Annotated in this window: 21 protein-coding genes; 10 read left to right on the top strand and 11 right to left on the bottom strand. The window is 50.1% G+C overall.

Annotated elements, in window-relative coordinates:
• Positions 1–34: 34 nt before the first annotated feature.
• Entirely contained in the window at positions 35–697 is a 663-nt protein-coding gene (locus V7P87_RS16175) for a hypothetical protein (RefSeq protein WP_333798365.1), read from the top strand.
• Positions 685–1,041: a hypothetical protein gene (locus V7P87_RS16170; RefSeq protein WP_296296563.1), complete on the top strand. Its 357-nt coding sequence runs from the start codon at positions 685–687 to the stop codon at positions 1,039–1,041. The genes V7P87_RS16175 and V7P87_RS16170 overlap by 13 nt, the downstream gene beginning before the upstream one ends.
• 31 nt (positions 1,042–1,072) lie before the next feature.
• Here the strand turns inward: V7P87_RS16170 and ygiD are convergent, their stop codons facing one another.
• The 3 genes from ygiD to V7P87_RS16155 all read right to left on the bottom strand — a co-directional run bounded on the left by ygiD (position 1,073) and on the right by V7P87_RS16155 (position 8,618).
• On the bottom strand, positions 1,073–1,870 hold the full coding sequence (gene ygiD, locus V7P87_RS16165; RefSeq protein ID WP_333798364.1) for a 4,5-DOPA dioxygenase extradiol: 798 nt from the start codon (positions 1,868–1,870) through the stop codon (positions 1,073–1,075).
• A 179-nt stretch (positions 1,871–2,049) separates the two neighbouring features.
• Positions 2,050–5,151 (bottom strand): ligand-binding sensor domain-containing diguanylate cyclase, encoded by a 3,102-nt coding sequence (locus V7P87_RS16160; protein WP_333798363.1) that lies wholly within the window; start codon positions 5,149–5,151, stop codon positions 2,050–2,052.
• A gap of 263 nt (positions 5,152–5,414) precedes the next feature.
• Positions 5,415–8,618: an amidohydrolase family protein gene (locus V7P87_RS16155; RefSeq protein WP_333798362.1), complete on the bottom strand. Its 3,204-nt coding sequence runs from the start codon at positions 8,616–8,618 to the stop codon at positions 5,415–5,417.
• Positions 8,619–8,836: 218 nt separating this feature from the next.
• Here V7P87_RS16155 and V7P87_RS16150 point away from each other — a divergent pair, with 218 nt between their 5' ends.
• Both V7P87_RS16150 and V7P87_RS16145 read left to right on the top strand, forming a co-directional pair.
• Positions 8,837–9,091 carry a DUF1289 domain-containing protein gene (locus V7P87_RS16150; protein WP_333798361.1) on the top strand — a complete coding sequence of 85 codons (255 nt, stop codon included), beginning with the start codon at positions 8,837–8,839 and terminating at the stop codon, positions 9,089–9,091.
• Positions 9,092–9,313: 222 nt separating this feature from the next.
• Positions 9,314–10,855 carry a cation:proton antiporter family protein gene (locus tag V7P87_RS16145; RefSeq protein ID WP_333798360.1) on the top strand — a complete coding sequence of 514 codons (1,542 nt, stop codon included), beginning with the start codon at positions 9,314–9,316 and terminating at the stop codon, positions 10,853–10,855.
• 119 nt (positions 10,856–10,974) lie between these two features.
• Here the strand turns inward: V7P87_RS16145 and V7P87_RS16140 are convergent, their stop codons facing one another.
• The 4 genes from V7P87_RS16140 to V7P87_RS16125 all read right to left on the bottom strand — a co-directional run bounded on the left by V7P87_RS16140 (position 10,975) and on the right by V7P87_RS16125 (position 15,261).
• A complete protein-coding gene (locus V7P87_RS16140; protein ID WP_333798359.1) occupies positions 10,975–11,631 on the bottom strand; it encodes a GntR family transcriptional regulator in 657 nt (218 codons plus the stop codon).
• Positions 11,632–11,751: 120 nt separating this feature from the next.
• Positions 11,752–13,329, bottom strand: coding sequence for an aldehyde dehydrogenase (NADP(+)) (locus V7P87_RS16135; RefSeq protein ID WP_333798358.1), 1,578 nt, complete (start codon positions 13,327–13,329; stop codon positions 11,752–11,754).
• Positions 13,330–13,331: 2 nt separating this feature from the next.
• Entirely contained in the window at positions 13,332–14,333 is a 1,002-nt protein-coding gene (locus tag V7P87_RS16130) for a 4-hydroxyproline epimerase (protein ID WP_333798357.1), read from the bottom strand.
• Positions 14,334–14,349: 16 nt separating this feature from the next.
• Entirely contained in the window at positions 14,350–15,261 is a 912-nt protein-coding gene (locus V7P87_RS16125; protein WP_333798356.1) for a dihydrodipicolinate synthase family protein, read from the bottom strand.
• A 155-nt stretch (positions 15,262–15,416) separates the two neighbouring features.
• Between V7P87_RS16125 and V7P87_RS16120 the strand changes: the two genes are divergently transcribed.
• Positions 15,417–16,796 carry an NAD(P)/FAD-dependent oxidoreductase gene (locus V7P87_RS16120; protein ID WP_333798355.1) on the top strand — a complete coding sequence of 460 codons (1,380 nt, stop codon included), beginning with the start codon at positions 15,417–15,419 and terminating at the stop codon, positions 16,794–16,796.
• 393 nt (positions 16,797–17,189) lie between these two features.
• Positions 17,190–17,906 carry a polysaccharide deacetylase family protein gene (locus V7P87_RS16115; RefSeq protein WP_333798354.1) on the top strand — a complete coding sequence of 239 codons (717 nt, stop codon included), beginning with the start codon at positions 17,190–17,192 and terminating at the stop codon, positions 17,904–17,906.
• 22 nt (positions 17,907–17,928) lie between these two features.
• On the opposite strand, the gene pcp is transcribed toward V7P87_RS16115, so the two are convergent.
• Genes pcp through pxpA form a run of 4 tightly spaced genes read right to left on the bottom strand, consistent with a single transcriptional unit; the run spans position 17,929 to position 21,145 of the window.
• Positions 17,929–18,579: a pyroglutamyl-peptidase I gene (gene pcp / locus V7P87_RS16110; RefSeq protein WP_333798353.1), complete on the bottom strand. Its 651-nt coding sequence runs from the start codon at positions 18,577–18,579 to the stop codon at positions 17,929–17,931.
• A 49-nt stretch (positions 18,580–18,628) separates the two neighbouring features.
• The gene (locus V7P87_RS16105; RefSeq protein ID WP_333798352.1) at positions 18,629–19,579 is read right to left on the bottom strand and encodes a DUF979 domain-containing protein; all 951 of its coding nucleotides are present in this window, start codon (positions 19,577–19,579) and stop codon (positions 18,629–18,631) included.
• Positions 19,576–20,361, bottom strand: a complete 786-nt coding sequence (locus V7P87_RS16100) for a DUF969 domain-containing protein (RefSeq protein WP_333798351.1) — start codon at positions 20,359–20,361, stop codon at positions 19,576–19,578. The genes V7P87_RS16105 and V7P87_RS16100 overlap by 4 nt, the downstream gene beginning before the upstream one ends.
• Entirely contained in the window at positions 20,351–21,145 is a 795-nt protein-coding gene (pxpA, locus tag V7P87_RS16095; protein ID WP_333798350.1) for a 5-oxoprolinase subunit PxpA, read from the bottom strand. The genes V7P87_RS16100 and pxpA overlap by 11 nt, the downstream gene beginning before the upstream one ends.
• Positions 21,146–21,494: 349 nt before the next feature.
• On the opposite strand from pxpA, the gene V7P87_RS16090 reads away from it, so the two are divergent.
• From V7P87_RS16090 to clpX, 4 genes are all read left to right on the top strand, one after another.
• Positions 21,495–21,965: a GNAT family N-acetyltransferase gene (locus V7P87_RS16090; RefSeq protein ID WP_333798349.1), complete on the top strand. Its 471-nt coding sequence runs from the start codon at positions 21,495–21,497 to the stop codon at positions 21,963–21,965.
• A gap of 222 nt (positions 21,966–22,187) precedes the next feature.
• Positions 22,188–23,498 (top strand): trigger factor, encoded by a 1,311-nt coding sequence (gene tig, locus V7P87_RS16085; RefSeq protein WP_333798348.1) that lies wholly within the window; start codon positions 22,188–22,190, stop codon positions 23,496–23,498.
• A gap of 116 nt (positions 23,499–23,614) precedes the next feature.
• Positions 23,615–24,220: an ATP-dependent Clp endopeptidase proteolytic subunit ClpP gene (gene clpP, locus V7P87_RS16080; protein WP_260656263.1), complete on the top strand. Its 606-nt coding sequence runs from the start codon at positions 23,615–23,617 to the stop codon at positions 24,218–24,220.
• Positions 24,221–24,274: 54 nt separating this feature from the next.
• Positions 24,275–25,555 carry an ATP-dependent protease ATP-binding subunit ClpX gene (gene clpX, locus V7P87_RS16075; RefSeq protein WP_333798347.1) on the top strand — a complete coding sequence of 427 codons (1,281 nt, stop codon included), beginning with the start codon at positions 24,275–24,277 and terminating at the stop codon, positions 25,553–25,555.
• Positions 25,556–25,660 lie beyond the last annotated feature (105 nt).

Genomic DNA, 25,660 nt, shown 5'->3' with positions numbered 1-25,660 from the left:
ACGGCCTTTTTGATGGACTCAGACGAACTGACTGATGTGGCTTGTAAAAATCCAATCCTTGTTATTGCCGTTATGGCGCGCTAAATATTGCCAGCCGCTCCTTGCACTCAGTGCCGGCGTGTTGTTGTATCTGTGGTTACCGCTTTACAGTGCGCCTGATTGGTTACAACAACTTGACGCACTGAGCAAAGAACAGCAGCAACAACAGCTTAAACCTGTGCTCGGCTTTTACCAAAAATACGGTGATGCCGTACTGCCTGCGTTAAATGCTCAGCTGGAACTGGATAAACTGCGTCGTTATGAGCTTGAACTAATTGAAGAAAATAAAGATTTTTCCGATCAGGACAGAGATGAGCTCTGGGCCGAAGCCACCGAATTTATGATTGCGCATTTGACACAAAATGTGGCCAACAACCAACTCAGACTGCTCGATACTGAATGTCGCAATAATCTGTGTCGCATGGTGCTGGAAGCGCCGCAAGGCTTAACCAAAGAGTATCAGGCGCTGGTACTGAAACTGGCGGCCAGTTTAAAAACCGGCGATCTCGAATTTGCGCAACTGATTGAAGGCCACAAGCGCATCACGCTCGAGCTCAAATCCGATAAAAGATTAAAATACGGTTATTTTGCACAGAAAAAACTGAACCCGGCGGAAAAAGCACAGTGGCAGGCGGAGATCAAAACATGGCTGCAATAAAAACCGCTTTGGCGCCTTATCTGCAAAAGCTCAACCCCTGGCTGGAAAAAGCACAACCTGTATTTGCGCTGCTGCAAAAGATGGGCAACAGCCTGCTGTGCGCATTAAACAAGGTAAAACAAGACAAAAATGTACAAAGGCGCTTATTACAACATGCCGCTTTGCTGCTGGCTGGTTATCTGTTGACCTTTACTTTTGTTTATGTGCACAGCCTGACGTTAAAAGTAGAGGAGCCGTTGCCACCAGCCCTGGCTGCAACATTACAGCAGCAGGATGTGACAGTGGCGGAGCTGACTGAAGCAGTGGAGCGGCTGGAGAAAAAGAAAGCCTTATCCAAGCTCTGAAGCGGCGCCCTCTGGCGCCCGCTAAGCCTTATCAGTTGCCAAAACGTACCGACAACATACTTAAACTGCCATACACCAGCTCGTCGTTAAAGATGGTCATGGGCTCATCAGCAATACTGGCACCCAGCACATACAACAGCGGCAGATAATGATCCGGATGGGGCACTGCAAGTTGAGCCTCCGGACTCAGCGCCTGGTAATTGGCAAGGGCATCAAAATCACGCGCCTGCAATGCTGTTTTTACTGCATTTTCAAAACGACTGGCCCAGGCTGGCGCCGGGTTATTGTGCCAGTCCAATAAACGCAGGTTATGTACTACATTGCCTGAAGCCAAAATCAGCACGCCTTCATCCCTGAGCGGCGCAAGTTTGTGGCCAAGTGCCAGATGCCAATCCGGGGGTTGCCGGCCATCCAGCGACAGTTGTAGCAGTGGAATATCCGCATCGGGCAAGGCATGGCTTAATACCGACCAGCTACCATGATCAAAACCCCATTGCTCATCAAGCGTTACTTCCACAGGTGCCAGCAGCGCCTGAATGCGTTTTGCCAAATCAGGTGCGCCGGGCGCAGGGTACTGAAATTGAGCCAGAGCCTGCGGAAAACCGCTGAAGTCATGCAAAGTGGGCGGGTGTGGCTGGGCGGTGACTTTTACTCCGGCGCCATACCAATGCGCCGAAATCAGCAGCACGGCTTTGGGTTTTCTGCTGCCTGTTAAATTGGCCAGTTGTTGCTGCCACTGCCGGGTAAAAGTGTTGTGCTCAATGGCATTCATGGGGCTGCCATGGCCAAAAAAGATCACCGGCTGACGTATTGTTCTTTGGCTTTGCATCTGGGGTCACCACAGAGGAGGCTTATTCGTTGAGTGCAGCTAGTGTATAAACAAAATAATTTGTTGAATATTGTCAAATATGGCGTTAATCATCCGATGAAATCGAACCAATGTCACTTAAAGCGTTGTTTTATGCTGTTGCTGTGCCCGTCACGGCCGTTGCAGTGACAGCCAGCAGCTTAATCGTGCGGTTCAGCCAAATCCTGATACAGCACCACCTGATCCCGGCCGTTTTTCTTGCCCTGATACAAAGCCCGGTCGGCTTTTTGTTGCCAGTAGGATAACTCATTATGTGGGCTGTTAATTTCCACCACACCAAAGGTGGCCGTGACGCTCAGTTGTTGTTGCTGATACGGAATGTGCAGTTGTTTTACCGCCAGTCTTAAGGTTTCACACAAAATCTGTGCACCGGCCACTGCAGTGTCGGGCAATAATAAAATAAACTCTTCACCGCCAAAACGGGCCAGCACATCCTGCTGCCTTAAACGCGCCGACATGGTTTCGGCCAGCTGTCTGAGCACCAAATCACCGGCGTCGTGGCCAAAGTTGTCGTTCACCTGTTTAAAAAAATCGACATCAATTAACACCAGGCACAGTGGCGACCCAGCACGCTGGCAATGGTGCAATACGGTTTGATATTGCTCGCTGAAGGCCAGCCTGTTGGGTAACCGGGTCAGATAATCAGTTCTGGCCTGACTGGCCAGTTGTTTATTGGCGCTGGCTAAATCTGCCGTGCGTTTGGCCACCAACTGATTGAGTTTATGTGCTTTTCGGTTTAAGTGATCAAGCCGCAGCCGCACCAGCGCAGCACAAAACACCAGTGCCGTCAGCGCTGCCAGCAGCCACAACAGTTTGTATTGCCACCAGTGCCGCTCAACTTCAAACTGAATGCGCAGTGGGGCGGTGTTTTGCCGGCTGCCGGTCACTTCGACTTCCAGCTGATAGTGGCCTGGAGCCAGATTGCTAAAACTCACACTATGCTGATGGCCATTGTGCTGCCACTGCTCATCCAGCCCCAATAAACGATAGCGGTACTGATGGCGGTTATGCTGATAATCGAGCAGGCTAAAATAAAACTGCAGATTTTTGCTGCCGGGCGCAACCCTGAGTGGGCGCATCGCAGCGTCAGGTACTTGCCACAAACTTTGCCGGTCAAGCTGTAATCTGGTGAGCACCAGGGGGGCTGTGCTGTGTTGTGCCGACAGCTTTTGCGGGATAAAGCTCAGCACCCCCCGACCACTGCCCAGATAAAAACGGCCATTGCCGTCAGCACTGAGCGCTCTTTGTTCCAGCAATAAGGGGGTGATACCGTCTAAATCGGTGTAACTGCGAATTTGCATGCTGTTGCGGTCAAGCTCGGCCAGGCCGCGCCTGGTGACCAGCCATAATGAGGTCGGCTGGCTTTGTTGTGTCAGGGTTTTACCTGATTTGCTGATCAGTTCCCGCTGGGCAGGGGATGCGGCAATGGCAATCACTCTTGGATCGGGTAAACCACTGCTGCTGGTAAATTGTTGTAATCTGTTGCTGGGTAAATCCAGTTTTAACAACCCAAGGTCGCTGCATAACCACACCTGACTGGTGCTGTCGGACCAGGCGCAAGGCAAATACATGGAAGGTAGCTGCGGCACTGAGCTGGCGGAGGTGGAAAAATGCCGCAGGCTGTCATCTTCAGTGTCGAGCCGGTACAAGCCACTGTTGCTGCTGACCAGCCACAAGATGTGATCAACAGGCACTATCTGTAAGATGGAATTGCCAATGCCGGTGGCAACAGGGTGCAATACGGCACTCTGGTCGGGTTTATCCGGATGCCAGCGCAATAAACCTTGTTGCCATAATGCTATATTCAGCATGCCATCCGGGCTAAAACTCAGCGCCATAATACTTTGTTGCTTCAGCTGTGGATGGCTGGCAAAAGGCGCCTCTTCGGCGACAAAACCTTTGCGTCCTTGCAGGCTGAACAAACCTTTGTCGGTGGCAGCGTACAACTTACCGCTGCTGTCGGCGGCCAGTCCCTGTACCAGTTTGACCAGTGCTTCTGCCGGGAAACGATGTTGTTGCCATTGTTGTTGTTCAAGGTGATAACTCAGCACTACATTTTCTAAACCGAGCCACAATACACCCTGATGGTACAGCTGGCTGGCAATACGGTGCAGGCCGGGTTCAAACCAGTTTTTTTCCTGTGCATCGTGCAACAAACTAAATTGGGGCGGCGACAGCTGCAGTTTAAACACACCTCTGTTGCGACTGGCTATCCATAGCAACCCATTGTGGTCCTGCAATATGTCACGGACATCCAGTGCATCCATCAGCTTATGTAATTGCTGGCGGTAGCTAAACGCCGCTTTGAGTTGATACAAACCATTGCCACTGCCAATCAGTATGGAGCCATCGCGCAGCTGGGTGAGTTTATGAATACGCGCCAGCGCCAGTTGTGGCGCTGCCAGTGGCCGTAACTGCTGTTTTTTATGGTCAAGAAAATATAAAGCTTCGCTGGTGGCAAACCAGACACCGTCTTTGACGGGGAGCACTGTCCTGACTTCCAGATTGCGTTGATTGTGATCAAAAGGCGGCATGGCGCTGGCGGTCCAGCGCCTTAACCGGGTTAAATCATGGCTCAGTTCAAATAAACCGGCGGAAGTGGCCAACCACAGGCGCTGATCATCAGACTGGCGGATTTGCCAGAACCTCAGCCCCGCCAACTGCTGTGAGATCAAATGACTGAGTTGTTTTGGTCTGTCCTGAGCATCGAGATAATACAGGCCGGCTGTGGTCCCCACCCAAAGCCGCTGCTGCTGATCGGCAAATAATGACTGCACCTGGGTTAATTCACCTTGTGGCGCCAGCAGCGGAGCTTGAACCGGGGTAAGCGCCGGATAACCGGGCGCGCTCTTTGGTGCGGGCCAGTGGCTGAAATGTTGCCGGTCGGCCGACCACATGCCAAGGCCATGGCCCCAGCTGCCAACCCAAACCCGGTTTTTTTTATCTATCTGCACAGCGCTGATACTTGGTGGCAAGTTGTGCAGTTGAGAGGGCGCAAAAGCAAAAGTATGCAGCTGATAACCATCAAAGCGCTGCAAACCATCCAGCTGATTAGCCATCCAGATAAAACCCTGTTGATCCGAAGTCAGGCCATAACTGGTGACAGGCGCATTGATCAAATCATCGGCCAGCGAATGGTAACGCAGTGGTGGATGTGCGGCATAAAGGGGTGTTTGCAGACTCAGCAGCAGCGCGCAGCCTGACAGCAGTGACAGGGGCTTTGCCAGCAAGCTTGATAACAACTTTGATAACCACTTTGAAAACAACAGATAAGAAAACTGAATCATTATCAGACGTTTATTCTGCGACATCATGCCTGAAGTATGTCAGCGATCTGCGAGCATTACCTACTGAGGGACGAAGTATTTTTTAATGAGTGGTATTTGGGCCTAAAACGCTGTTTCTATAAAAAATCAGATAAAAAAGGCCCCGAAAAGCGGGGCCTGATGTCATCACTTCCTGTGTAAGCTTTAGCCGGTCTCAGCAAGATCGCAGCTGTTGTGCTTTATGATTTTGGCGCAAAATAAAAGGCTTTACGCTGCTGCTGTTTACCGTTCAGTTCATGCATGGTGGCTGCATCAAATAAGCGGCCATTGACCATGGTCAGTTCCACCTTGTCGCTGTCCTGAATGTTATTGAGCGGATTGCCGTTGATCACTATTAAATCAGCCAGTTTACCGGTTTTGATAGACCCAAGCTGATGGTCCATACCAAAGGTTTTTGCCGGGTTTATCGTAGCGGTTTTCAGCGCCTGCAACGGGCTCATGCCCCCTTGGGCAAACATCCAGATCTCCCAATGTGCCCCTAAACTTTCCCTTTGACCGTGGGCGCCGATATTGGCCAGCACGCCTAAGTCATTCAGTTCTTTGGCCGATTTGGCAATGCTGAAATGGTTGTAATGATGCAGCGGTGCGGTAGGGCGGCGCATAGCGCGTGGGCGCAGTTCGTCCATAGGCACATATTGGCTTAAACGCGGGTGTTTCCACACTTCGGTTTTATCGTACCAGTAGTTTTCACCCCAGATGCCACCATAAGCCACCACTAAGGTGGGTGTATACGCAGTTTCACTTTGTTGCCACAGCTGTTTTACGTCGTCATAAAGTTTGGCCGCCGGCAGGCTGTGCTCCAGCGTGGTATGGCCATCCACCACCATACTCAGGTTATGTTGTAATAATGAGCCACCTTCCGGCACCACCATCATCTCCAGCTCACGGGCGGCCTGGATCACCTGCTGGCGCTGTTCCCGACGGGGTTGGTTATAACTTTTGACCGAAAAAGCACCGACTTTTTTCAGCCGCTCTAAATGAAATTTGGCATCATCCAGGCTGTCGATATGCGAGGTGTAACCAGCGCCATAAGCACCATATAAAATAGTACCGGTGGAGAAAATCCGTGGGCCAACAATAGCGCCGGTTTTTTGCATTTCACTGGCGGTGAAAATTTCCTGCGTATCATTGGACGGGTCGTGAATGGTGGTCACCCCCAGCGCCAGACTGGCATAGTTGGCATAGTTTTGCTGTGGAATGAGCTGATTCACCCCCTGACTGCCGTGAGCGTGGGCGTCGAATAAACCCGGCATTATGGTTTTGCCTGTGATATCAATCACTTTGGCGTTGGCTGGAATACTGACTTCATCTTTGTTGCCCACAGCTTTGATCAGGTTATTTTCTACCAGTACCACACCGTTTTGAATCACGCCGCTGCTATCGTCACCTTCCATAGTGATCACCTGACCACCGACAAAAGCGGTCACACCTTCTGGGATATAAGCTGCGGTTTTAAAACTGATATTCTGGCCGTTCTTGACGGCAAATTCTTTTTTGCTGCCTTTATCTGATTGCAGCTCAAAAATGGCTGTAATGTCGGCATGATAAAGCTCAGGGCCTAAATTCCAGTACAGCTGCTGGCTGTTGCCACTCCAGCTGATGTTCTCGCCAGCGCGCACCGACAATTGTTTGACCGGGAACTGGGTGTCACTGCCGCTTAAATCCAGGGCAGCACCCCGTTCAGCAAAAGGCGTGACATACACTTTAAAGCGGTCGGCAAAGGCCACCAGTTTGCCATTTGGCGATACCTTAAATTCAGTGCCGTATTTGGCTTTGTATAAAGTGCGGCTTTGCTGGGTTTTTAAATCGATGCTTAAAAGCGTCGGCTCATCACCATAATCCATAGCAAAAACTCTGTCGCTGCGATCACCGAAATGGGGGGCATAGCCTGTGCGGCTAATCAGCTCCGGCTCGCCGCCTGCCGCACTCACCTGATATAAGCCGGTGTTTAATGACCATTTTTTATCCAGCAAACTGCCGGCACCGGCTTTACGGAATAGGATGGTTTTGCCATCAGGGCTAAAGGTAGGTTCCACATACTTGCCCGGTTGTTTTAATACGTCTGTGCTTTGATTTGTTGTTAAATCCAGCACTTTGAGCATGCCCTGTTGTTCGTCATGCCAGCTGACATAGACCAGCTTTTTACCGTCGCGGGAAAACTGTGGATAAAACTCAAAGTGGCTTTGTTGACTGGTCAGGCGTTTTGGCGAGCCGCCCTTGGCGCTAACACTGTATAAATGGCCGAGCGCCGAATACACAATAGTCTGGCCATCGGGGGATGTCTGCACAAAACGCAGCATTTTTACATCAACATCTTTTTGCTTCAGGTTTTGTTGTACCCTTACCGCGTGCTGAATTTGTTTTTTGGTATTGATCTGAAAAGCAATATCGCTGACTTCTTTGCTGTTCAGGCTGAGCTTGTTAATTTTGCCACCGGCCCAAAACACAATATGCTGGTTATCCGGCGTAAAGCTGATGCTGGGGTACACACCATGAATAGCCCAGGTTTCCTGCATATCGCGGTCAAGCTGGTCATACAGCTTGGTATGTTCACCTGTTTCTAAGTCATATAAAAACAGGCTGGTCTGAAAATCAACACGGCGGATATAAGCCAGTTTTTTGCCATCAGGCGACGGGGTAGGCCGTACTGCACCACCAGCGCCTTGCAGCAACACCTCTATTTTGCCGGTTTCACGTTCAAACCTTTTAATGACATAAATACCCTGTTCAGAGTCTTTGCTGTAATGGAAGGTTTTGCCCGGCGTGTCGTCTTGCGAAAAATAAATGTATTTACCGTCCGGTGAAAAAGCCGGTTCACCCAAGTCTTTTTCATCATTGGCTTTGGCCGTTAACATCACACCTGTGCCACCGGTTTTATGGTATTGCCACACTTCACCGGCGCCCAAAGAGCGGGTATTTGTAAAGTGTTTACGCGCCACAATAAATTCACCGTCCGGGCTCCAGTCCGGGCTGTTTAATAAACGGAAGGTTTCATTGGTGACCGCTTTGGCGTCAGAGCCATCGGCCTTCATCACCCAGATGTTGTCGCCACCACCTTCATCGCTGGTATAAGCGATATAACGGCCATCCGGGCTGAATTTAGGCTGCATCTGCCAACCGATATCTTTGGTCAGCTGTTTAGGTTTGCCGCCGGTCATCGGCATGCTGTAAATATCGCCCAACAAATCAAACACAATAGTTTTGCCATCCGGACTCACATCCAGGTTCATCCAGGTGCCTGAGCTGACGTTAATATCGATGCTTTTAAACTCTCCCTGAGGTTTATTCACATCCCATTTGTTTTTGTCGTCGCTGGCTTGCACTGAGGCAACAGAAAAGGCGATGGCCAGCAGGCTCAGCTTTAATGGATGGCGTTTTTGCATTGTTGTTCCTTAAAAAGGGCTGTTGATTTGTTGTATTTTTTGCCTGTAAGCGGCAATTTTACGGCGCTTTATTTGTCAGGTAACTTGCCATAAATACGCTGTTTGAGTAAGGGCTTTTTAGTGCTGCTGCGTTGATGTGCTGGTGGTTGCCGATAAAGCGCTTAAGGCGGCCAGGCTTTTACGGCATAATCGCCTTTTTCTCTGAGCCGGAGTCTGTGATGGATTCACCTTGTATTGCCAGCTGTAAACTCAACGCCGATAAAATCTGCATGGGTTGTTATCGTCATATTGAAGAAATAGTGGACTGGAATAAACGCAGTGACGCTGAGCATGCGGTGATTTATCAAAAGCTGGCCGAGCGCAAATTACAGCTTGCGGGCACACCTGCTGATACCACCAGCGCTATTACCCAGGCCGAATGGCAACAGGCCAAAGCGGCCATAGCGCTGAAAAAACAAAGCCAGCTTAGCTAGGTTTTTTGTTTAATAGGCAGGTCCTGCGAACGGCTGTTTTTTGGCAAAATTTGCGCCTGAACAAAACATCAGCCAATAAAACACTGTTTTACCTGCAAATATTTCCGGAAAATTTGCTAAATTAGCCTCTGATATCTTCTTTTAGCGACAGGCTGCCTGCTGATTTATTCTGATTAAAGCGGCAACAGTGTTCGGCGACTGGTAGAAAACACAAGGAAAATTATGATTTTAGAAGCGGTCTGGATAGGTTTTGCCTTTAGCCTTGGCATGCTGGTGCGGTTAATTGGTTTGCCGCCTTTGGTGGGGTACCTGGCGGCCGGTTTTATGATCACCTTAAGTGCGCCTGAGCTCGATTTTCCGGTGGGCAAACCCATTATTGACCATGTTTCTCACCTTGGCGTGTTGTTGTTGCTCTTTACCGTGGGTTTAAAACTCAATATCCGAAGCCTGGGTAAACCCGAAGTGCTGGGCGGCTCTATGCTGCATTTTGTGGTATCAGCGCTGTTATATGCTCCGGTGATCTATCTGGCGTTTGAACCTGACTGGTACCATGCCCTGATGCTGGGCGCTGCTTTGGCATTTTCCAGCACTGTACTTGCCGCCAAAGTGCTGGAAGGTAAAAGGGAAATAAGGGCTTTTCATGGCCGGGTGGCCGTGGGTATTTTAATTATGCAGGACTTATTTGCCATGGCGCTGATGAGCCTGTCACAAGGGGTCACGCCATCGCCCTGGGCGCTGTTGGTATTTGCATTACCACTGATCCGGCCCGCTTTATACAAGCTGCTGAACCTGACCGGCCACGACGATTTACAAATTTTATTTGGTGTGTTGCTGGCGGTGGTGCTGGGGGGCGGTGGTTTCCATCTGGTGGGTTTAAGTTCTGAGCTGGGCGCTCTGGTATTTGGCGCTCTATTGGCAAGCCATCCAAGGGCGGGGGAACTGGCCAAAACTTTGTGGGGTTTAAAAGAGTTCTTCCTGGTTGGTTTTTTCCTCAATATTGGTTTGGGTGGTTTGCCTGATCAACAGGCCTGGATTTTTGCCGCTTTAATGACCTTGTTATTGCCGCTCAAGGGCGCCTTGTTTTTTGCGTTATTAATTCTGTTTAAACTGCGTGCCCGCAGTGCCTTCTTATCCGGGCTAACTCTGGCTAACTACAGCGAATTTGCGCTGATAGTGGCAAGTGTGGCCATGCCGCAGTTTTTAATACCGCTGGCGCTGACTGTCGCACTTTCTTTTGTGGTATCGGCGCCCCTGAACCGTTTTGCTCACCCGCTGTATGAAAAGCTGGCCAGCCGGCTCATTCCATTTGAACGCAATATCCGCCACCCGGATGAACAGCCGGTGTCGCTTGGGGATGCCCAGGTGTTGATCATGGGGATGGGCCGCACCGGTACCGCTGCTTATGATTATTTACAACATAAAACCCATTTAGCGGCGCTCGACTCAGACCCGGCGCGGGTGCGGCTACATCAGGAAAAAGGCAACAATGTGTTTTTTGCTGACGCAGAAGATCAGATCTTCTGGCAGGGTCTGGATATCAGCAGGTTACAGGCGGTGCTTTTGTGTATGAGTGATATGGAAGCCAAAATTATTGCCGCCCGTAAGCTCAGGGACGCAGGTTTTAGCGGTTTGATCGTGTCGCACAGCATGCACCACGACGAAGCCAAAGCCATTATCGCAGCCGGCGCCGACCACACTTATCTGACCATGTCAGAAGCAGGTTTAGGTTTAGCCGAAAGGGTCAGACAGCATATTGCCATTTAAACAATACCTGATGTTGCACTGTGAGTGATGACGGCATCTGAAAGCAAAAAAAACCGGCATAATGCCGGTTTTTAAATGGTTGAGGTGAAGCGTGCTGTGTTGCTTGTTAAATGAGCCGCTTAACTATCCTGACGTTGTAAAAAAGATTTAATTTCGTCTTTGGCGTGCAGAATATGGTCGCGCAGTTCGTTGCAGGCGGCTTCCACTTTGCCCTCAGCACATAAGTCCAGTAATTTGCGGTGTTCGCTGCTGGCTTTTTCAATACCACCGGCCAGTTGCAAATGCATACGGATATAACGATCAGCGTTTTTATTCAGATTGCTGACCATATCATGGCTTTGCGGCCTGTTGGCTACATAGAGGCAGTTGTGAAATTCTGTGTTCAGCTCAGCCCAACGATCTGCAGCGTCCGGGCTTTGCAGCGCATCATCCAGCCTTAATAAGGTTTGCCGGGCCTGGGTCAGATGTTCTTCAGTTAATAACGGAATAGAACGGGCCAATAAATCACATTCCAGCAGGGCTCTGAGCTCAAATAATTCGTCAATCAACTCAGGGCTGATTTGGGTGGCTGTAGCACCCTTATGTGGCTCGAACTTCACCAGACCTTCGGCTTCCAGCTGTAACAAAGCTTCGCGGATTGGAATACGGCTGACATTCAGTTGTTCGGCCAATGCCGCCTGACGCAGTGGCTCTCCGGCTTTAATCTGACCTGATAAGATCTGGGCGCGGATCGCTTCTACTACAACTTGAGTTCTGGTTTTAAATTCGAGGGCCATAACAAACCTGGTTGATAAATCATGGAACTAGTTTACTGACAACCAAAAAAAAGGCCAGCAACAGCTGACCTTTTGTTAAAAAAACACCAGCAAGCGGTGGTTTTTTCTGCAGTTTTGCCCTTAGGCTGGCACCGGAAAATTCTGCCGGCATAAAGGCCGTAAAAAACGCTGCATAGCCGCCAGGCCCACTGAAGTGCTGCGTACATCGCTGGACGACGGAAATGGCCCGCCATGTTGCATACTGGCGCACACTTCCACCCCTGTTGGCATTTGCGACAGAATAATGCGACCCACCTGATATTCCAGCTGAGTCAAAAGCGCCTGATGCACCGGCAAATTGGCCTGGTACCCATGCACTGTGGCCGCCAGCTGGCCAGGTAACTGTGCGATAAAAGCCTGTAGTTCGGTCAGGCTGTGATACCGCACCACCAAAGCACTGGGGCCAAAAATCTCGTGCCAAAGCGCAGGTGTGGCCAGCAGCTCAGTCAGGCTGCAGCTAAAGAGCAAAGCGCTGGCCTGTTTATCGGCACTAAAACCCGTTGCTAAGGTTTTCACCTGCAAAGCCCGTTCGGCAGTTTGTGCCTGATAAGTGTTATAGATGCCGGGGTGTAATAAAGTTTGGGCCTGAACCTGCTGCATGGCGCTGATGGCAGTGTCGAGCAACAGCTCAGCTGCCGCTGTATGTGGCAACAACCACAAACCCGGCTTAGTACAAAGCTGACCGCCGGAACCCGTAGTGGAAGCCACCAGTTGCTGCGCCAGTTCGGTGGCGCTACTCAGCGCCAGTTCCGGCAAAATCAGCTGCGGGTTTAAGCTGCCAAGTTCGGCGTAACAGGGAATAGGCTCAGCTCTTTGATTGATCGAGTCTTTCAGTGCCATCCCCACCCGGAACGAGCCGGTAAAAGCCATGGCTTTAATACGCGGATGTTTCACCAGCTGATGGCTGATATCGTAATTTTTCGCCTGCACCAGGCTCAGTACCGCCTTTGGCATTTCACAAAGTTCAATGGCATGCACTAAAGCCTGCATCACTCTGTCGCTGGTGGCCGGGTGCGCGCTGTGTGCTTTGACCACCACAGGGCAACCCGCAGCCAGCGCTGAAGCTGTATCACCACCGGCCACACTAAAAGCCAGTGGAAAATTACTGGCAGCAAAAACGGCAACAGGGCCAAGCGGCAGTTGTGTAAGCGCAAGTTGAGGTCTGGGTGGCTGGCGGTCCGGTAAAGCGTTGTCCAGCACCACCAAACCTTCAGGTTGTGTTTCCAGCGCCTCTGCAAACATCAACAGCTGATTGCAGGTGCGGGTTAGCTCGCCTTGCAAACGCAGTTCTGTCAGCGCAGTTTCTTGCTTGGCAATGGCAATAATGTCACTGCCAGCTGCACGCAGCTCCTGCGCCATCTGCCTGAGCAGGGCAGCACGCTCCTGTGCAGTTTTTTCGCGGTAGATTAAAAACGCCTGATAGGCCGCTTCACAGGCGTTATCAAGCTCTGTTGCCTGACATTCGGCAAAAAGCCAGGGCAAAGGCGCAAAAGTGACGGCATTGACGGCGCTGAAACTATTGGGTTTTTCGGCTTGCCATTGGCCCTGTATATAATGCTGGCCGCTGATGTAAAGTGACGGCTTGGCCTCAGCTGCACTTTGTGTACCCTTGAGTTGGGTGCCTGTGGGCGCTTTTGCAGTAAAAATAGTCTGAGTCATGGTTAAATTACCTGAAAACCGTAAGCATAAGGGTCGTTGTCATCCACAGTGATTTGATTGGCGCCAAAAACCTGCGCCCAGCCCTGAATGCCCGGGATAATGGCTGCTTTGCCGGCGACTTCAGTCACAGCTTCAATGGTGCCAACAAACTGACTGCCAATAAAACTTTCGTGCACAAAGGTATCGCCAGGTTTGAGTAAACCTTTGGCATAAAGCTGCGCCATTCTGGCTGAGGTGCCGGTACCACAAGGGGATCTGTCTATGGCTTTGTCGCCATAAAACACCGCATTGGCGGCACTGGAGTCCGGGTGTTTGGGCGTGCCTGTCCAGAGTAAATGGGATAAACCCCGCACTTTGTCATCGAGCGGATGCACACAATCAATGACCTTTCTGGCGGCTTCACGCACCACTGGACTCCAGCGCAACAGCTCGGCCGCGCTGTGATGTTCAATACCTTTAAATTTACCCTGAGGTTCGATAATGCCGTAGAAGTTGCCACCGTAAGCCACATCCATCGTCATTTCACCCAGTTCCGGTACCTCAAAGCGCACATTTTCAGCGTATAAAAACGATGGAATATTGGTAATTTTTACCGCTGTGACTTTGTCGCCTTGTTGCTGGTAACTCACTCTGAGCTGTCCGGCCGGCACGTCAATAATCAGCTCGCCCGGTGTTTTGGCTTTGACTAAACCAGCTTCCAGCGCTGCTGTCACTGTGCCTATAGTGCCGTGGCCACACATCGGCAGGCAGCCGGAGGTTTCAATAAACAAAATAGCAAAGTCGGCGTTGGCGGAGCAGGGCGGATACAAAAATGAGCCGGACATCATGTCGTGGCCCCGTGGCTCAAACATTAATGCCTGACGGATCCAATCAAATCGTTCGATAAAATCCAGCCGTTTTTCACCCATAGTTGTGCCGTTAAGCTGTGGATGGCCTGAGGTGACCAGCCGCACCGGATTGCCACAGGTGTGGGCGTCAATGCAAAAAAATGTACCTTGTTTCATGCGCTGCTCCTTCACTTTACAGCGTAAATTTACGCAGATCTGGGCGGCTAGCCATGGCTTGTTCAAACAGGCTGATCACACGTTGACGTTCAGCACCGCTCAGTGCTAAACGTGGCGCCCGCACAGTTTCAGAACCACGACCAGCAAGCTGTTCAGCTAATTTAATACATTGCACCAGGGTTGGAATGGTATCCAACCGCAGCAGAGGCAGGAACCAACGCCAGATCTCCAGCGCTTCAGCATAACGGCCTTGTGCTGCCAGTTGATAAATGGCCACAGACTCTTCCGGGAACACGTTGGTCAGGCCCGAGATCCAACCTGTGGCGCCTAACATCAGGCTTTCCAGCGCTATATCGTCCACACCACTGAATACGGTAAAACGGTTGCCAAATCTGTTGTAAAGCTCGGTGATGCGTCGGGTATCTTCCGTCGATTCTTTCACGGCCACTATGTTTGGCTGCTTGGCCAGAATTTCCATGCTGTCAAGCGAAATATCGACACTGTAAGACACCGGGTTGTTGTATACCATCACAGGTAACGCAGTGTTTTTGGCCACCTGTAATAAATGATGAATGGCTTCGTGTGGCGCCGAGCGGTATACCATGCCCGGTAATACCATTAAACCGTCAATACCAATGGTTTCAGCGTCTTTGGCATATTGAGCGGCCAGTGCTGTGGTGGTTTCAGCCACCCCTGAAATCAAAGGCACCCGGCCGTTGACTGCTTCTTTGGCAGCGGCAAGCACCTGACGTTTTTCAGCGGCAGACATAGAGCAGTTTTCACCGACAGTGCCACAAACGATGATACCGTTGACCCCTTCGTTGATCAGGCGGTCCAGCATTTGCTGACTTGCGTTTAAGTTCAGTGACTCATCAGCATGAAATTGAGTACTGACAGCCGGATATACACCTTTCCAGTTAACTTGCATTTTTTTACTCCTGTGACTTCGAATGGGCATTGTGCTCTTGGCAACTGAATGGCATGCTAAGCTAAATGAAGATTGTATACAATATGCAAAGAGGTTTTTTTATGCAGCCAGTAAATCTGAGTGCCAATACTGTTCAGACAAACAAGCAGCGGGCAGTGTCGTCTGTCAGCAGTCAACAGCAGATGGTGGTAATAGGTGCAGGTGTGATTGGTCTGGTTACCGCCTGTTGTTTGCAGCAACAAGGCCATCAGGTGTTATTGCTGGACGGCAATGGTGTGGGTCAGGGCTGCTCTTTTGGCAATGCCGGCCACTTGGCCACAGAACAGGTTTTTCCGCTGGCCGATCCGGCGTTATTACCAAAGTTACCCGGTTTTTTGCTGGATCCTTTGGGGCCACTGGCAATACGGCCGCGTTATTTTTTGAAGGCATTGCCGTTTTTTGTACGTTTTATCAATCAGATGCGACCAAAAAAGCGCAGTGCCAATATGCAGGCGCTGAAACAGCTGTTGCAAAGTGCTATACCGGCCTGGCAGCAGCTGCTTGATGACGCCGGTTGTGCTCATTTGATCAAAACTGACGGCAGTTTGCTGGTATTTGAACAAACTGCGCTGGCGCAGGTAGAGCAGGTGGCACAAAGTTATGCCCAGCAGGGGGTTGCGCTGGAAGTTTTAACCAAAGCTCAGCTGCAAAGCCGTTTCCCGGGCCTTGCCGACAGCGTCAATTACGCTATCTGGTTTAGCGAAGTAGGTCAGACCATTTCACCAAATCTTTTGAATCAGGCATTGTTTCAATGGTTTCTCAGTATGGGCGGGCAATTTTTGCAGCAAAAGGTGGCCAACATCAGCAGCCGCCATGGTCTGGCAGTGCATCTGGAACCCAATCAAATGGCTGCTGCGCAGCAGTCAGAGGCCACACCGCAGATCATTGCCACAGCGCAACTGGTGGTATGTGCCGGAGTGCACAGTAAAAGCTTGTTGGCGCAGCTGGGCTTTAAGCTGCCGATTGAAGCGGAGCGGGGTTACCATCTGATGACATCCCCTGCGCTGCTGCCGGTGCTACCGGTCGCTTCTTTTGAACGCAAAATGATTATGACACCAATGCAGGAAGGGCTGCGTCTGGCAGGCACAGTTGAGTTTGCCGGCACAGAGCTTGCCGATAACTGGCAGCGTGCCGAGCGCTTGAGGTTCCATGGTGAGGCTTTGTGGCCGGCATTATTGAACAAGCCGCAACTAAAAGATGCCAAAAACGGCAAAGCGGAGGCTAGTGCAGCGCTTGCAGCAGCGGGCAATGATGTTTCACCGGATCTGAGCAAGATCCGCCCTGCCAACTGTTGGTCTGGCATGCGGCCTACGTTGCCGGATTCTCTGCCGGTGATCAGTGGTTGTGATATTCCGGGTTTATGGTTTCATTTGGGACATCAGCATCTGGGGTTAACCATGGCGGCAAGCTCCACCCGGTTGTTATTAAAACTGATGGCAAAAGAGCCTGGCTCTGCGCAGTTAGCGGCGCCTTTTAGTTTAAAACGTTTTAATTAACGATGGCATATCAACTATCAGGGGGCTGAACTGGCTGTAAAAACTGAGAAAATCTGTGCGCAGTGCCTCTGGTTTTTTGAAGCGCACTGAGTAACAGCTGTTCTGATGTTGCCTGTTGCACTGTCAGTTGTTTTAACAACTGTAACCGGCAGCGGCCTTTTTATCGGAGAGTGGCCAAGCCTGGTTTGGACGCCAGCTGAGTGTTGTTAAGCATCAACAGAGATCAGGCCAGTTTTTATGCAATAAGGCACTAAATTTGCTTAACACCTGCTGCAGCTTCAGAGGCAACAACAAAAGGCAAATTGTTGATTCTGAATAACTAAAAGAATGCCAGCAAGCGTTATTAAGCTCAGCTGGCCGGGTGAGTGTCGGACTGTGCAGAGAGCCCTGACCATGCAGATACGAGCGATATTTTTTCTGGTTGTGATGTTATTTAGTGGTGCAGCTGCCTGGCGGTTGTCCAGCATGGCCGACTTTCAGTTATTTGGTGCTTTAGTACACAGAGTAGACACTGAAGCGCCTTTGATAGCCCTGACCTTTGATGATGGTCCTGTGCCCGGCAAAACCGAACAAATTTTGCAAATTCTGGCCACGGAGAACGTGCCTGCTACATTTTTTCTGACCGGCAAAGAGCTGGAGCAGCATCCGGAATTGTTACCAAAAATTCTGAACGCCGGCCATCAGGTGGGCAATCACAGTTACAGCCATCAGCGTCTGGTATTTAAAACACCGGGTTTTATCGCCCGGGAAATAGAGCAAACCGATGCTTTATTGAAACAGGGTGGTGCGCCTGAACCTTATTTTTTCCGTCCGCCTTATGGCAAAAAGCTGGTGTTATTACCCTGGTATTTGTCGGAGCAAAAGCGCCTGACGGTAACCTGGGATTTAGCTCCGGAGAATTATCCGCAGCTTAGTAAAGATCCGGCCAAACTCAGTGCTTTTACTGTGCAACAGGCCAAAGCCGGCTCTATTATTTTGCTGCATGTGATGTATGACAGCCGCAGCAATACCATGACTGCCGTGCCGGAGATTATCCGCGGCCTCAAAGCGCGCGGTTTTCGTTTTGTCACAGTGCAGGAATTATTACGCCACCGGCCGGTTGGTTATTAAGGCGCTGGTTTTTCCCAAGCTGCTAATCCAGGGTGCCTTCTGCCAATAAAATATCCGGCTGTTGCAGCAGGCTCAGCTGCACCGTCTGTTTTAACGCCACTACGACCAGTTCTGTTGTCATACTGGCTGCGCCGCTAAGTCTGGCCGCCTGCGCCGGTAAATAAGGGATATGAATAAAACCGGCCCTGACTTTTGGTGTTGCGGCCAGGGCCTGCATCAGACCATAAAACACATGGTTACAGACAAAGGTGCCGGCACTGTAGGAAATTTCGGCCGGAATACCTTGTTGTCGCAGGTTTTGCACTATGGCTTTGAGTGGCAGACTGGAAAAATAGGCGGTTGGTGCTCCGGCTATTACCGGCTCGCCCAGCGGCTGATTACCGGCATTGTCGGCAATACGCGCATCCTGATAATTAATCGCCACTTTTTCCAGGCTGATTGCTGTACGGCCACCGGCCTGACCCACAGCAATCACCAGCACAGGATTAAACTGATTTATTGCTTCATACAGTTTTTCAAGGCTCAGACCAAAAACACAAGGTAGCTCAATGGCTTGTACTTCTGTTTCGTCATCAGCTTGCCAACCCTGTAATTGTTGCACCGCCTGCCAGGATGGATTGATGTTTTCACCACCAAAAGGGGCAAAACCTGTTAATAAAATGGTCTGTTTCATGCGGGCTCCTTTAGGGCGCAACAGGCGCTATTTTGGTTAACTGTGCTGGCTAAAATGCCAGCAGATAGAGCAGCACTATATTGGCAGCCAATAACGATAACGCGGTTGGCAACTGCATTTTTATCACCAGATGGGGATCTTTGAGCTCCAGCAGCGCCGCCGGCACTATATTAAAATTGGCCGCCATCGGCGTCATCAAGGTACCGCAATAACCGCTAAACATGCCAATAGCAGCCATCACAGCCGGATTGGCACCTTGTTGCATCACCAGAAGTGGAATACCAATACCTGCGGTGATCACTGGAAATGCGGCAAAAGCATTGCCCATAATGACGGTAAAAAGTGCCATACCAATACAATAAGCGGCAACGGCGACCCAGCGTTCATTCACTGCCAGATAAGTTTCACTGAGTGCCGCTACTGCGGTGCCGACGCCGGCTTCATTAAATAACAAACCCAAAGTGGCCAGTAGCTGTGGCAATAACACGGCCCAGCCCATGGCTTCCATCAATCTTTTGGCTTCAATACCGGCTTGCTGCGGTTTTTCCCGGGTTAACACACAGACTACCGGCAGACTGATAAGGCAAGCCAAACCAAGACTGACCAGCGTCAGGTTTTTCGGATCCAAAAGTGCCCAGCTGTCGCCTTTGATTTCCCCCAGCACCAGGACACCAAAAACTGTCAGCAGGGGAATAAGCAGCGGCGGCAGGAATACCCAGCTCCCCAGCCTTTGCAGAGAGTGTTGCAGCCGCTTTGGCGATAAGGCGGTGTGAACACTGGCTTTGAGTGCGCCTGAGCCTGCCAGTAGCGCCATCAGTACCACCATCAGTCCTACCAGGCTGTGTGGCAGATAATCGCCTATTAAAAACACCAATGCATAACAGCCCCAAAAAGCGGCTGCGGCAAAACGATTGGGCAGGGTGCGGTCAAATAAACTTAACAGCGCTATCCACAACAGCAACAAACCAAGCAGCAGGTATAAAAAATTCAGTGAAATCATGGTTTCCCCCCGGTGCTTGAACTGCTCAGGGTATCGGTTTGCGCCTGAGTGTCACTCTGTGACGCTGTGGTCACAGCAGCATGCTGCAGCTGCCTGAGCTGACGGTCAAACTGGTGCAGGCGCAGTGCATGAATGGCAAAAGCACAAAGGGCGGTTGGAATGCCCCAGAGTGCGATATGCAAAGGATCGGTTTCAATGCCGGATTCACGCAAAAAAGTGTGCATCAGCACTATGGCACCAAAAGCGACAAAAATATCTTCACCAAAAAACAAACCTATATTGTCTGTGGCAGCTGCCATAGCCCGTACTTTTTGCTGCAACACAGCCGGAATGTCGCGCCAGCGCTGCTCGGCAATAGCTTCGCTCATAGGTGCCACTAAAGGCCGCACCATTTGTGGATGACCGCCCAGGCTGGTCAGCCCAAGGGCGGCAGTGCCCTCACGGACCGCAAGATATAAAGTTAAAAACTTCGCCACTGACGTTGTTTTGCGCCTGGCAATAAAAGCCTGTGCCTGTTGTTTCAGGCCATGACGCTCGGCCAGGCCAATAATGGCCAGCGGTAATAATAAAATCAGCGGCAAGGTGCGGGTTTTTAAAAAGCCTTCACCAAGCTCAGACAAAATTTGTGACAGTGGCATCAGCGCCGCAAGGCCGGTGCCAATGCCGGCCACCAGTACCACCAGCACCGGATTCAACCTGAGCACAAACCCCAGGATCACCAGCGCCACACCACAAAGCGGCCAGTAGTTTACTATTGCTGTTTGAGTGACGTCAGTCAGCATGGTGAAGTCCGTTAGACTGAGCGCCTGAGACTGAAGTGCCTGAGTCTGCTGCACTCGTTACGGCGCAGATACGCACTCCGGCAGCAACAAGCGCCTGATTGAGCCTTTTGGCAAGTGCCACTGCTGATGGGCTGTCACCATGCAAACACAGGCTTTGTGCTCTGAGTAACAGCTGTCCCTCTGAAAGCTGCAGCGGCAGCTGCTGGCTGATACAAAGGCTTTGCGCGACAGCGGCTTCTGGTGAGAGCAATGCACCAGGTTCAGAGCGGGGTACCAAGCTGCCATCAGCACGGTAAGCACGGTCGGCAAAAGCTTCGCTGATCACCTTGATGCCGTAATCTGGTGCCAGCTTAGCCAGTATTGAATCCGGCAAAGTCACTAACAGCAGCTTTGGGCAAAGCTGCTGCATCAGCTCAAGCAAAACCCTTGCTGTAGCTTCATCTTTGGCCACATGGTTATACAAAGCGCCGTGGGGTTTAACATGGCGGATGACGGCATTCTCTTGTGCACACAAAGCAAAAAAATACTGCAGCTGCGCACTCAGGCTGTCGCCCAGTTGTGTTGCTGATAACAGCATGAGCTTTCGGCCAAAATTGGATTTATCCGGATAAGAAGGGTGAGCGCCAATGGCTACACCCGCTTTTTTACAATGACGGATAGCTGCACGGATCTGCGCTTCAGTACCGGCATGGGCGCCACAACTGATATTGGCCGACGAGATCCAGGGGATGATGGCCACATCGTCAAAACCTTCACCTATATCGGCGTTTAAATCAATTTGCATACAAAATACCGGCGACAGCGGGGAGAACCACCTTAACAGTTTGGCTTTTTTTATGTAAATAGCCGTCTGTTGCTTTTGCGCTGTGATGCGATAAACACACAAGGTTGATCCTTTGCTGCTTCTGCGCTGTTCCGATAATGGGGTGTCGGAGTTTTTTTTGTGTGCAGTAACAAGATGTACAATAGCCTCGAAATATCAGCAATTTACCGGATGAAATCTGGAGGCAGTCACTTTAAACTGCCGGACTCAAACCAAGCGAGTTTTGGCACCGCAGCTTAGGGTGACTTCCTATTGGCGATTGTATTTTCCCGATTTTACTTTATGTTCCTGATTTTACTTTGAGGTTTATATGGCAATAAATGCTGAACATCCGCTGCAGATCCGCCCTGCGACAGTGACCGATCTGACAAAACTGGCAGCGCTTGAGGCCGAGCTTTTTGCCGATGTGGTGTATCCGGCGTTTTTTTTCCGGCAGGCTCACGATTTATGGCCGGATTTATTGCGCCTTGCCTGCCGTGGTGATCAACTGCTGGGTTATATACTGGCGGCACCGGCGCAGCAAGGGCCCGGCGAAATTGGTATTTTGTCGCTTGCCGTGGCACAGGCCGCACAAGGGCAGGGCATTGGCAAAATGTTATTAACTGATTTGCTGCAAGTGCTGCCTGCTGATGGCAAAAAACTCTGGCTCACCGTTGCTCCGGACAATAAAGCTGCAGTTGCGCTTTATCAGAAATTTGGTTTTCAAAGTGTAAAAACCGAAGCCGATTATTATGGCAAAGGCGAACACCGCATGGTGCTGGTGAAGCAACATGCTGGCTGAAATCAGCCGTTGTTTTTGCAATAAAAAAAACAAAAAATTAAGCCCTAGGCCGCGCCATTATTGACTTTTCATCAAATGCTCGACGACTTCGAAAAGCCTCGCTATAATGCCGCGTCCTATTAAACAATGGATCTGGTTGACTAGTGCTGAGTAAGCGAAACATGCCAGATTTAAGCATGATGGCGTAAACCCCACGCCCGTTTTTGATTTTGAGGTAACAAGATGCAAGTTTCTGTTGAAACCACCCAGGGTTTAGAGCGCCGTGTTAATATCACGGTTCCAGCCGCGGCAATCAGCACTGAAGTAGAAAAAGAACTCCGCCAAATCGCTAAACACCGCCGTATTGATGGTTTCCGTCCAGGCAAAGCGCCAGTCGCTATTATCAAAAAAATGTTTGGTCTGTCTGTGCTGCAGGACGTTGCTTCACGTCAGATGCAAAACCATTTTTACCAGGCCATTGTTGCCAACAAACTGAACCCGGCAGGCGTACCAACTTTTGCTCCTGGTCAGCTGGCTGAAGGCAAAGATTTAGAATTTACTGCTACTTTCGAAGTGTATCCGGAAGTGAAGTTAGACGGTTTAGCCAAAATTGAAGTGACCAAGCCAACAGTAGAAATTTCTGCTGATGACATGGCAAAAATGATTGAAACTCTGCGTAAACAACACGCAACATGGGCAACCAAAGATGGCGCTGCTGCCAACGGCGACCGCGTAAAAATGGACTTTGTTGGTTCAATTGACGGCGTTGAATTTGAAGGCGGCAAAGCTGAAGGTTTCAGCCTGGACTTAGGTTTAGGCCGGATGATCCCAGGTTTTGAAGATGGCATTATCGGCAAAAAAGCCGGTGAACAATTCACAATTGACGTGACTTTCCCTGCTGAATACCACGCTGAAGCCTTAAAAGGCAAAGCGGCGCAGTTTGCAATCACTCTGCAGTCAGTAGAAGCTCAGGTGCTGCCTGAAGTGAACGAAGAGTTCGTGAAATTGTTCGGTTTAGCGGAAACGACCGTTGAAGCCCTGCACGCTGAAGTGCGTAAAAATATGGAACGTGAACTGAACCAGGCCATTAAAGGCAAGGTAAAAGAGCAGGTGATTAAAGGTTTATTAGCTTCTCACGAAGTTGAAGTGCCACAGGCGCTGATTGATGCAGAAGTTGACGTATTACGTCGTCAGGCGCTGCAGCGTTTTGGCAACAACGTGAACGCGAAAAACCTGCCAGAGCTGCCAGCAGCCCTGTTTGCTGATCAAGCCCGTGACCGCGTGAAAGTAGGTCTGTTATTAGGCGAAGTGATCAAGACCAACAACCTGCAGGTTGACGACAGCCGCGTTCAGGCATTAATCGCCAATATCGCTTCTGCATACGAAGATCCGGCTGAAGTCGTGCAGTACTACAACAGCAACAAAGAGCTGTTACAAGGCATGCGCAATGTTGCTTTAGAAGAGCAGGCGATTGACTTAGTACTTGCTCAGGCCAAAGTGACTGAACAAGCAGCCAAATTTGACGAGATCATGAATCCGCAAGCTGCCAACTAACATTGACTTTGTTTAGTTAGACGGTTTTAATGGCTCGGGCAGCAGTGTTCGGGCCATTTTATTTTCTGCCGTTTATTTTTTCCTAGGGAATCCAGCTTATGGTGCTTGAGCGTAATATGAATGATTTAGTCAATGCCTTAGTCCCCATCGTCATCGAACAAACCGCCAAGGGTGAACGTTCTTTTGATATTTATTCACGCTTACTCAAAGAGCGGGTTATTTTTCTGACTGGCCAGGTCGAAGACCATATGGCCAACCTGATAGTGGCGCAGTTGTTGTTTCTGGAGTCCGAAAATCCGGAAAAAGACATCTACATCTATATCAACTCTCCGGGGGGGTCTGTCACTGCGGGCCTCGCCATTTATGACACCATGCGCTATATCAAATGTGATATTGCCACCGTTTGTGTCGGTCAGGCCGCCAGTATGGGCGCTTTTTTGTTATCCGGTGGTACCAAAGGCAAAAGATATTGCCTGCCAAATGCCCGGGTGATGATCCACCAGCCATTGGGTGGTTTCCAGGGCCAGGCCACAGATTTTGAAATTCATGCCCGTGAAATTCTGACCATCAAAGAAAAATTAAACCGTCTGATGGCTGAACATACAGGTAAAACTTATGAAGAAATTATTGCCGGCACTGAGCGTGATAATTTCTTAAGTGCCCAACAGGCACTGGATTATGGTCTGGTTGATAACATCTTAACCAAACGTGAAGCAAAATAATTGATTGGCGCCTTTTGCAGGAAGTGAAAGGCGCATTGTGAAAGAGGTAGTTCCATGTCTGATCACCGCACTGACGGCGACAAAAGCAGCAAGCTGTTGTATTGCTCCTTTTGCGGCAAATCACAACACGAAGTGCGTAAGTTGATCGCAGGTCCACAGGTATATATCTGTGATGAATGCGTTGACCTATGCAACGACATTATCCGTGAAGAAATTAAAGATATTTCGCCCAAGCGTGATGGCAATAAATTACCAACACCACGCGAGATCCGTGCTCATCTGGATGATTATGTGATTGGTCAGGACCATGCAAAAAAGGTACTGGCTGTTGCTGTGTATAACCACTACAAAAGGCTGCGTAACAGCAACTCAAAGCAGGATGTTGAACTTGGTAAAAGTAACATTTTGCTGATTGGCCCTACCGGCAGTGGTAAAACTTTATTAGCAGAAACTTTAGCCCGTTTACTGGATGTGCCTTTTACCATGGCCGACGCCACGACCTTAACCGAAGCTGGTTATGTCGGTGAAGACGTGGAAAACATCATCCAGAAACTGCTGCAAAAATGCGATTACGATGTGGAAAAAGCCCAGCGTGGTATTGTTTACATCGACGAAATTGACAAAATTTCCCGTAAATCAGAAAACCCATCCATTACCCGTGATGTGTCGGGTGAGGGGGTGCAGCAGGCGCTGCTGAAACTGATTGAAGGCACAGTGGCTTCGGTGCCACCTCAAGGTGGCCGCAAACATCCGCAGCAGGAATTTTTACAGGTGGATACCTCTAAGATTCTGTTTATCTGTGGTGGTGCTTTTGCAGGTTTGGATAAAATTATTGAGCAGCGCAGTGCCAAAGGTTCCAGCATCGGTTTTGGCGCTGAAGTAAAGGCCAAAGAAAGTACCCGTTCGCTGACCGAAAGTTTCCGCGATGTGGAGCCGGAAGACTTAGTCAAGTTTGGTTTAATTCCGGAATTTATCGGTCGTTTACCAGTCGTTGCCACTTTAACTGAACTTGATTTGGCTGCGCTGATGCAAATTTTAAGTCAGCCAAAAAATGCGCTGGTGAAGCAGTTTGCAGCCTTATTTCAGATGGAAAACGTTGAGCTGGAGTTCCGTGAAGACGCGCTTAAAGCTATAGCGCAAAAGGCAATGGAGCGTAAAACCGGCGCCCGTGGTCTGCGTTCTATTGTTGAAGGTGTGTTGCTCGATACTATGTATGACTTACCCTCTATGCAGGACGTCAGCAAAGTGGTGATTGACGAAACCGTGATCCGGGGTGAGTCACAGCCCATCCTGATTTACGAAAATCCGGAAAAAGCCGTGGCTGAATCCCACTAAGGGTGAGCCGCCCAATGACAATTTAAAAAGGAGCTTCGGCTCCTTTTTTGTTGTCAATTTAAAACCACCTCCTATGGAGGTGGTGATCGGCTCTGGGGCTATGCC

Origin of the sequence: Rheinheimera sp. (assembly GCF_036782235.1) — a bacterium.
Classification (GTDB): Bacteria; Pseudomonadota; Gammaproteobacteria; order Enterobacterales; family Alteromonadaceae; genus Pararheinheimera.
Note: the sequence above shows the minus strand (reverse complement) of the source record. Positions and strands in the feature narration are given on the sequence as shown.